4 protein-coding genes are annotated in these 6,770 nt (G+C 66.7%); 3 read left to right on the forward strand and 1 reads right to left on the reverse strand.

The window, feature by feature from the left end; all coding sequences use genetic code 11:
• Positions 1-52: 52 nt before the first annotated feature.
• Positions 53-3,070 (forward strand): TonB-dependent receptor plug domain-containing protein, encoded by a 3,018-nt coding sequence (locus MF609_RS19250; protein ID WP_242417693.1) that lies wholly within the window; start codon positions 53-55, stop codon positions 3,068-3,070.
• 165 nt (positions 3,071-3,235) lie between these two features.
• A complete protein-coding gene (locus MF609_RS19255) occupies positions 3,236-4,402 on the forward strand; it encodes a serine hydrolase domain-containing protein (RefSeq protein WP_242417694.1) in 1,167 nt (388 codons plus the stop codon).
• Between the two features lie 160 nt (positions 4,403-4,562).
• Here MF609_RS19255 and MF609_RS19260 read toward each other — a convergent pair whose 3' ends face one another.
• Entirely contained in the window at positions 4,563-5,492 is a 930-nt protein-coding gene (locus MF609_RS19260) for a DUF808 domain-containing protein (protein ID WP_242417695.1), read from the reverse strand.
• 431 nt (positions 5,493-5,923) lie between these two features.
• Here MF609_RS19260 and MF609_RS19265 point away from each other — a divergent pair.
• Positions 5,924-6,770: HAMP domain-containing protein (locus tag MF609_RS19265; RefSeq protein ID WP_242417699.1), on the forward strand; the 847-nt coding region annotated here is incomplete at its 3' end.

The following is a 6,770-nucleotide window of genomic DNA, read 5'->3' on the forward strand; positions in this document are numbered from 1 at the left end:
GTTGCTGACAGCCGCTCGGGGGACAGGGCGGCGCAGGCTTGGGGGCAAGAACATGGCGGTGGGCAAGGCTTGGATGCTGGTGGGCGGATCGCTGCTGGCCGCGACGATGGCGATGGGCAATGCGAGTGCGCAGACCGTCAGCGAAGGGGTGACGACGCAGGAGGCGGCCACGCCGACCGGCGTCGCGGTGCAAACTTCGGAAGCGTCGAAGGCGGATGACGGCGAAATCCTCGTCACCGGATCGCGGATCAAGCGCGATCCGAACAACAGTTCGCTGCCGCTGCAGATCATCAGCAATGCCGAGATCGAGCGCAACGCGATCGCCAGCCCGGAACAGCTCATCAGCCTGCTGACCAGCAACGGCACCGGCGCGGACAACCTCGCCTCCAACGCCGATGTCACCACCGGCGCGCAGCGCGGCACCAACGGGCTGTCGGCGGCGAACCTGCGCGGACAGGGTTCGGCGGCGACGTTGGTCCTGCTCAACAGCCGCCGCGTCGCGGCGCACGGCCTGTCGGGTGCGGCGGTCGACGTGAACCAGATTCCGTTCGCCGCGATCGAGCGGGTCGAGGTGCTGAAGGACGGCGCATCGGCGATCTACGGCACCGACGCGATCGGCGGCGTCATCAACTTCATCACCCGCACCGATTATCAGGGCGTCGGCGCGATGGGCGCGACCGACATCACCGAACAGGGCGATGGCGCGATCTATCGCGTGTCGGCCATCGCCGGCTATGGCGATCTGGACGATCAGGGGTTCAACGTGATGGGCGCGGTCGCCTATCGCTGGAACAACATCCTGTTCGGCGCGAACCGCGACTTCGTGAACGGCAACCAGCCGAACCGCGGCCTGTCGGTCGATACGCGCGGCACGCCGATCGCCACCGCCTTTCCGCTCAATCGCTCCACCTTGCAAGGCAGCACGCTGGCGGGCGGCACACTGCTCGGCGGCACCGCGACCGCGCAGCTGCTGCCCGGCCTCGTCATCCCCGGCACGACCACGGCGGCGACCGGCGGCATCAACATCCTCGACCTGCCTGGCGGGGCCGGCTGCGAATCGATGGACGGCGGCATGGCGTATGACGATGCGCTGTGGAACAACGTGTCCGCCCGCTATGCCTGTGCCTGGGATACGGGCCGCGCGGCGGTGATCCAGCAGCCGATCAAGACGCTGACCTACCTCGCCCGCGCCGTCGCGCGCGTGGCGGAGGACCATCAGCTCTCGGTCGAGGTCACCGGATCGAACGCCAATTCGGCCAAGCTGTTCTCCAACGCGCAGGTGTCGAGCAACACGACCAATTTCCAGGTCGCCTATCCGCTCAACGGCCTGACCGCGCCGACCTATAACGCGGTGTACAATGCGATCCGGGGCACGTTCCCGGCGGTCGCCGCCAACTACGGCAAGCCGATCGCCTTCCGCTGGCGCTGCATCGCCTGCGGCCCGCGCGAGTACGAAACCGATACCAAGACGATCCGCGTCACGCTGGCCGCCGAAGGGCCGCTCTGGGCCGGATGGGATTATCGCGCGGGCGGGTCGTACGCCAAGAGCGAGGCCAGCTCGACGCTGGGCAGCGGCTATTATTATCGGGGCACGCTCAACAGCGGTGCCTATGACCCGCTGGCGCCGACCGCGCCGGGGGCGAGCGGGCCGGGCCTTGCCGGGCTGCTCAACAGCGGCATCCTCAACCCCTTCTCGATCAACCAGAGCGACGCCGCGCTGGCGGGGCTTGCCGCCGTGTCGGCCGAAGGGGCGACGCTGTATGGTGGACGCTATGAGGTGAAGCAGATCGACTATTCGATCGCCGGCCCGCTGTTCCGCCTGCCCGGCGGGAAGGCGCAGCTGGCCGCCGGCATCGATTTCCGCAGCGAAACCTACAGCTTCAACGGATCGGAAGCGGCCGCCGCGAACGCACCGGTCATCTTCCTCGCCGCATTCGACAATGTGAACGCGCTGCGCCGGCGCAACCGGCAGGTGAAGGCGGCCTATACCGAATTGCTGCTGCCGCTGTTCCGCGGGTTCGAGCTGACCGGCGCGCTGCGCATCGACGATTATGGCGATTTCGGCACCAGCACGAACCCGAAGGTATCGGCCAAGTGGCGGCCGTGGGAACCGCTGATGTTCCGGGGATCGTTCAGCACCGGGTTCCGCGTGCCGACCTTCAACCAGGTGTTCAACGGGCTGACCGATTCGCCCTATTCGGGTCGCGACCTTGCCGATCCGGTGCGCTGCCCAGGCGGCGTGCCCAACACGACCAACCCGGCGTGTCAGGCGGTGCAGCCCAACATCTATACCGGCGGCAACCCGGACCTCGGCCCGGAAAGCGCCAAGATGTTCAGCGCGGGCGTGGTGATCCAGCCTGCGCCCAAGTTCAGCGCGTCGGTCGATTTCTGGGCGATCAATGTCGACGATACGATCCAGCTGCTGACCGAGCGCGAGCTGATCGACAATGCGGGCCTGTTCCCCGACCGCTTCATTCGCAACGGTGCGGGCGAACTGACCATCATCGACCGCCGCTGGATCAATGCCGGTGCACGGCGGACGCAGGGCCTCGAACTGACCGCGCGCGGTGGCGTGGACGGGTTCGGCGGCAGCTTCCTGGCCGGGATCGACGGCACCTATATGCTCAAGCGCCGCGAGAAGCTGACCGAGAATGCGCCCTATGGCCCCAGCCTGATCGGCGTGTTCAGCTTTGCCGGCGACCTGAGCCTCAAGTGGAAGCACAATGCGTTCGTCAGCTATACCAACGATGCGGTGACGATCGCGCTGACCCAGCTGTATCGCGACGGGTACAAGAACCAGGCGCTACCGGGCATCGCGGCGGGCACGGTCACGCGGCCGGGGTTCAACGAATATGTGAAGCCCTATGTCACCTACAACCTTGCGGTCAGCTTCCTGAATCTGGGCAACAAGGCGACGCGCCTGACGCTGGGGGTCAAGAACCTGTTCGACGTCGATCCGCCGTTCGCGATCACCTATGATTCGAACACCGGGTCGGGCGGCGCATGGGAACCGCGCGTCGCCGATCCGCGCGGGCGGGCGTTCACCGTGCAGGCGGATGTGAAGTTCTAGGGGGGGGCTTGCTTCCCCCGCCCGTTCGGTTCGAGCAGCTTCGAGCTTGTCGAGAAGCGTCTGTCGAGAACGCTGTCGTGTGGGGCAACCCCTTCTCGACTTCGGTTCTCGACAGGCTCGAACCTGCGCTCGAAGCCAACGGATTTTGATGGAGGAATAGGGAAGATGATCGCCGCCCTCCTCGCCGCCGCGACGGCGCAGCCGGTCGCCGAGGTGCGGGTGGCGTTCGACCGACGGGGCGAGACGGCGGTGGTCGCGCGCGGCCTGGCCGACATCGCCACCGACCGTCCCGTCACCGCCGACGATCCGGTGCGGGTCGCCTCCATCTCCAAGCTGGTGACCGCCATCGCGGTGCTGCGGCTGGTCGATGCCGGCACGCTCGACCTCGATGCCGATGTGTCGGACCTGCTCGGCTGGCGACTGCGGCATCCGCGCTTTCCCGACGTGCCGATCACGCTCCGGCTGTTGCTGTCGCACCGGGCGGGGATCGTCGACGGGGTCGACTATGTCCTGCCGCTCGATGCCGAACTGGCACCGGTGCTGGCCGATCCGAAGGCGTGGGATGCGGCCCATGCGCCGGGGACGTGGTTCGCCTATGCCAATCTGAATTTCCCCATCGTGGCGAGCGTGATCGAGCGGGCGACCGGCGAGCGGTTCGACCGGGCGATGGCGCGGCTGGTGTTCGAACCGCTCGGGGTCGAGGCGTGCTATAACTGGGCGAGCTGTTCGCCCGACGTCGCCGGGCGCGCGGTGGTGCAATATCGGGCGGGCAAGCCGACCAAGGACGATCATCATGGCCGCGCGCCCGCCTGTCCGGTCGAACCGGCGCGGGACGGGTCGTGCGACCTGTCGCGGTGGCGCGCGGGGGTGAACGGCGCGATGTTCTCGCCGCAGGGGGGCCTGCGCATCTCGGCACGCGGGCTGGCGACGATCGGGCGGATGTTGTTGCGGCGCGGGCGGAGCGATCGCGGGCGGATATTGTCGCCGCAAGCCTTTGCGCTGCTGACCACGCCGCTATGGACGTGGGACGGCACCAATGGCGACACCGGCAGCGATGTGACCACCGGTACGAAACAGGGCGGCTTTATGTGCCGCTATGGGCTGGCGGTGACATTCCTTGCCACGCCGGCAAGGGGGTGCCGCGACGACCCGTTCGGCGACGGGCGGCTGCGGCTGGGCCATGCCGGCGACGCCTATGGCCTGCGCTCCGGGCTGTGGGTCGACCTGAAGGCCGGGACGGGCGTCGCCTATTTCGCAACCGACGTGGCGCTGGACGCGTCGGCGGGGTCGGCGTTCACCGCGACCGAGGAGCGGCTGGCGCGGGGGCGGTAGGGGCTTCGCCCCTTCCCTTCCGTTTGCTTCGAGCGGAGGTTCGAGCTTGTCGAGAACCGTAGTCGAGAAGGGGTTGCCCCGAACTCTGGGTTCTCGACAGACGCTTCTCGACTTCGCTCGAAGCTGCTCGAACCGAACGGGGGGGTAACTACCCCGCCCGTCAGTGCTTCTTCGGCAGGATGTGCAGCACGCCGGCGATCACCGCGCCGATCAGGATGCCGAACACCGCCGCGCCGGCCGCGTTGACGATCCATTCCAGTACGCCACCCAGCCCCGGCACCGCCTCCGCCACATGATGCGCGCTATCGTGGACGAGGTGCGGGAGGGTGGTGAACCCGAACTCCTCCATCCCGTGCAGGATGATCTGTCCGCCGACCCACAGCATCGCGGCGGTGCCGATCAGCGCCAGCGCCTTCAGCACGACCGGCATCGCCTTGACCAGGCCGCGCCCGACGGTCTGCGCCAGCGCGCTCGTCCGGCGGGCGAGGGCCAGGCCGATATCGTCCATCTTCACGATCAGCGCGACGACGCCGTAGACGCCGATGGTGATCGCGATGCCGACGACCGCAAGGGCGATGCCCTGCATCCAGATCGACAGCGCGGGCAGTTCGTTCAGCGCGATGATCATGATCTCCGCCGACAGGATCATGTCGGTGCGGATCGCGCCGCTGACCTGCGTGCGTTCCAGCTCGGCCGGGTCGGTGATCGCCGCCGCTTCCTCGGCATGATGGCCGCCCAGCAGCGGGGCGAGGATCTTCTCCGCCCCCTCGAAACACAGGAAGGCGCCGCCCGCCATCAGGATCGGGGTGATCGCCCAGGGCGCGAAGAATTTCAGGATCAGCGCGGCCGGCAGCAGGATGAGCAGCTTGTTGCGCAGCGATCCCAGCGCGATCTTGCCGATGATCGGCAGTTCGCGCGCCGGCGACAGGCCGACGACATAGCGCGGGGTGACGGCGGCATCGTCGATCACCACCCCCGCCGCCTTGGCCCCGGCGCGCCCGGCCGCCGCGCTCACATCGTCGAGCGAGGCCGCCGCCAGCTTCGCGATCGCCGCGATATCGTCGAGCAGCGCAACCAATCCACCAGCCATCGCCTGTCCCCTTGTTCGTTGGGCACGACCGGTAACGACAGGCGCGCGACAACGCCATGCCGGGTGGGCCGCAAATTTTTCCCTTAACGCAGCGAACCGATCGGCGGGCGGAGCCGGCGACGGGAAACTCGGTACGGATGCGAACCAATTCACTGTATACGCTCTGTTTTGTGAACCGCACCTCGCTCGAAAACCGGGTCGTTGCCAAGTCGAAGCGCCCACTGAAAGGGACGCGCGTTAATACTCCTTCAACAATGCTTAATATTCATGCAATCCATTGTTAAATTCATCCGCCCTATTCCCGTACGACGGACGATCTGACGACTGCCGGATAGCAGGTAGTTTTCAGTTGTCGCACGAGCGGGGGGATCACACGAATGCGTTCAACCATTAAAGCCAAACTGGGAATAACTTTTGCTGTCGTCGTGACGATGTTGATTGCGATCGTCGTGATCGGGGTCAGCCGAATGTCGCAGATGAATGCCGATATCGGCGACGTCATCGACGGACCGGCTGCACGGCAGTCACGGTCGCTGCGCGTGCAGGTCGAGGTGAACGAAGTCATCCGCCTCGAAAAGAACATGGTCATTTCGCGCGATCCGGCGCAGATACGGCAGTTCGAACAGGATTCCGTCGCCAAGATCGCGACGACGACCGACCTGATCCGTGACGCGGTGGACAAGGCGCCGGATCCGGCCAAGCCGCGCTGGGCGGCGGCCGCAGCCGAATGGGAGGAATTCCGACAGATCAATTCGAATGTCCGCACGCTCGCGCTTGCCGGCAAGGGGGAGGAAGCGGGGCTTCAGTCGATTTCCCGGTCGCGCGCAGTCGTGAAGAAGCTGTACGCCGTTCTCGACGACATCGTTGCGACCAACACCACGCTGATGAACGGCGCCAAAGCCACGACGGCCGCCAGCTATGAAAGCGCGCGGACGACGCTGGTCGGCGTGGCGATCGCCGCGATCCTGATCGCCATCGGCAGCGCGGTGTGGGTCAGCCTGATCGTGTCGCGCGGGTTGAAGCAGCTGGGCATCGCGCTGGACACCGTGGCAGGCGGCGACCTGACGCAGACGATCGAGGTGCGGATCAACGACGAGATCAAGGATCTGGTGGAGACGACCAATTCGATGATCGAACGGCTGCGGGTCGTGGTGGGCGATGCGTCGAGTGCCGCCGACAATGTCGCCGCCGGCAGCCAGCAGCTTTCCGCGTCGTCGGAACAGGTGAGCCAGGGTGCGACCGAACAGGCCGCCGCCGCCGAGGAAGCATCCGCTTCGA

The organism is Sphingomonas panni (assembly GCF_022664435.1).
In the GTDB taxonomy this organism is placed as follows: Bacteria; Pseudomonadota; Alphaproteobacteria; order Sphingomonadales; family Sphingomonadaceae; genus Sphingomonas; species Sphingomonas panni.

Excerpts from the sequence above, each read along its gene's own strand:
- MF609_RS19250 (WP_242417693.1), top strand. The coding sequence starts at position 53 with ATGGCGGTGGGCAAGGCTTGGATGCTGGTGGGCGGATCGCTGCTGGCC.
- MF609_RS19255 (WP_242417694.1), top strand. The coding sequence starts at position 3,236 with ATGATCGCCGCCCTCCTCGCCGCCGCGACGGCGCAGCCGGTCGCCGAG.
- MF609_RS19260 (WP_242417695.1), bottom strand. The coding sequence starts at position 5,492 with ATGGCTGGTGGATTGGTTGCGCTGCTCGACGATATCGCGGCGATCGCG.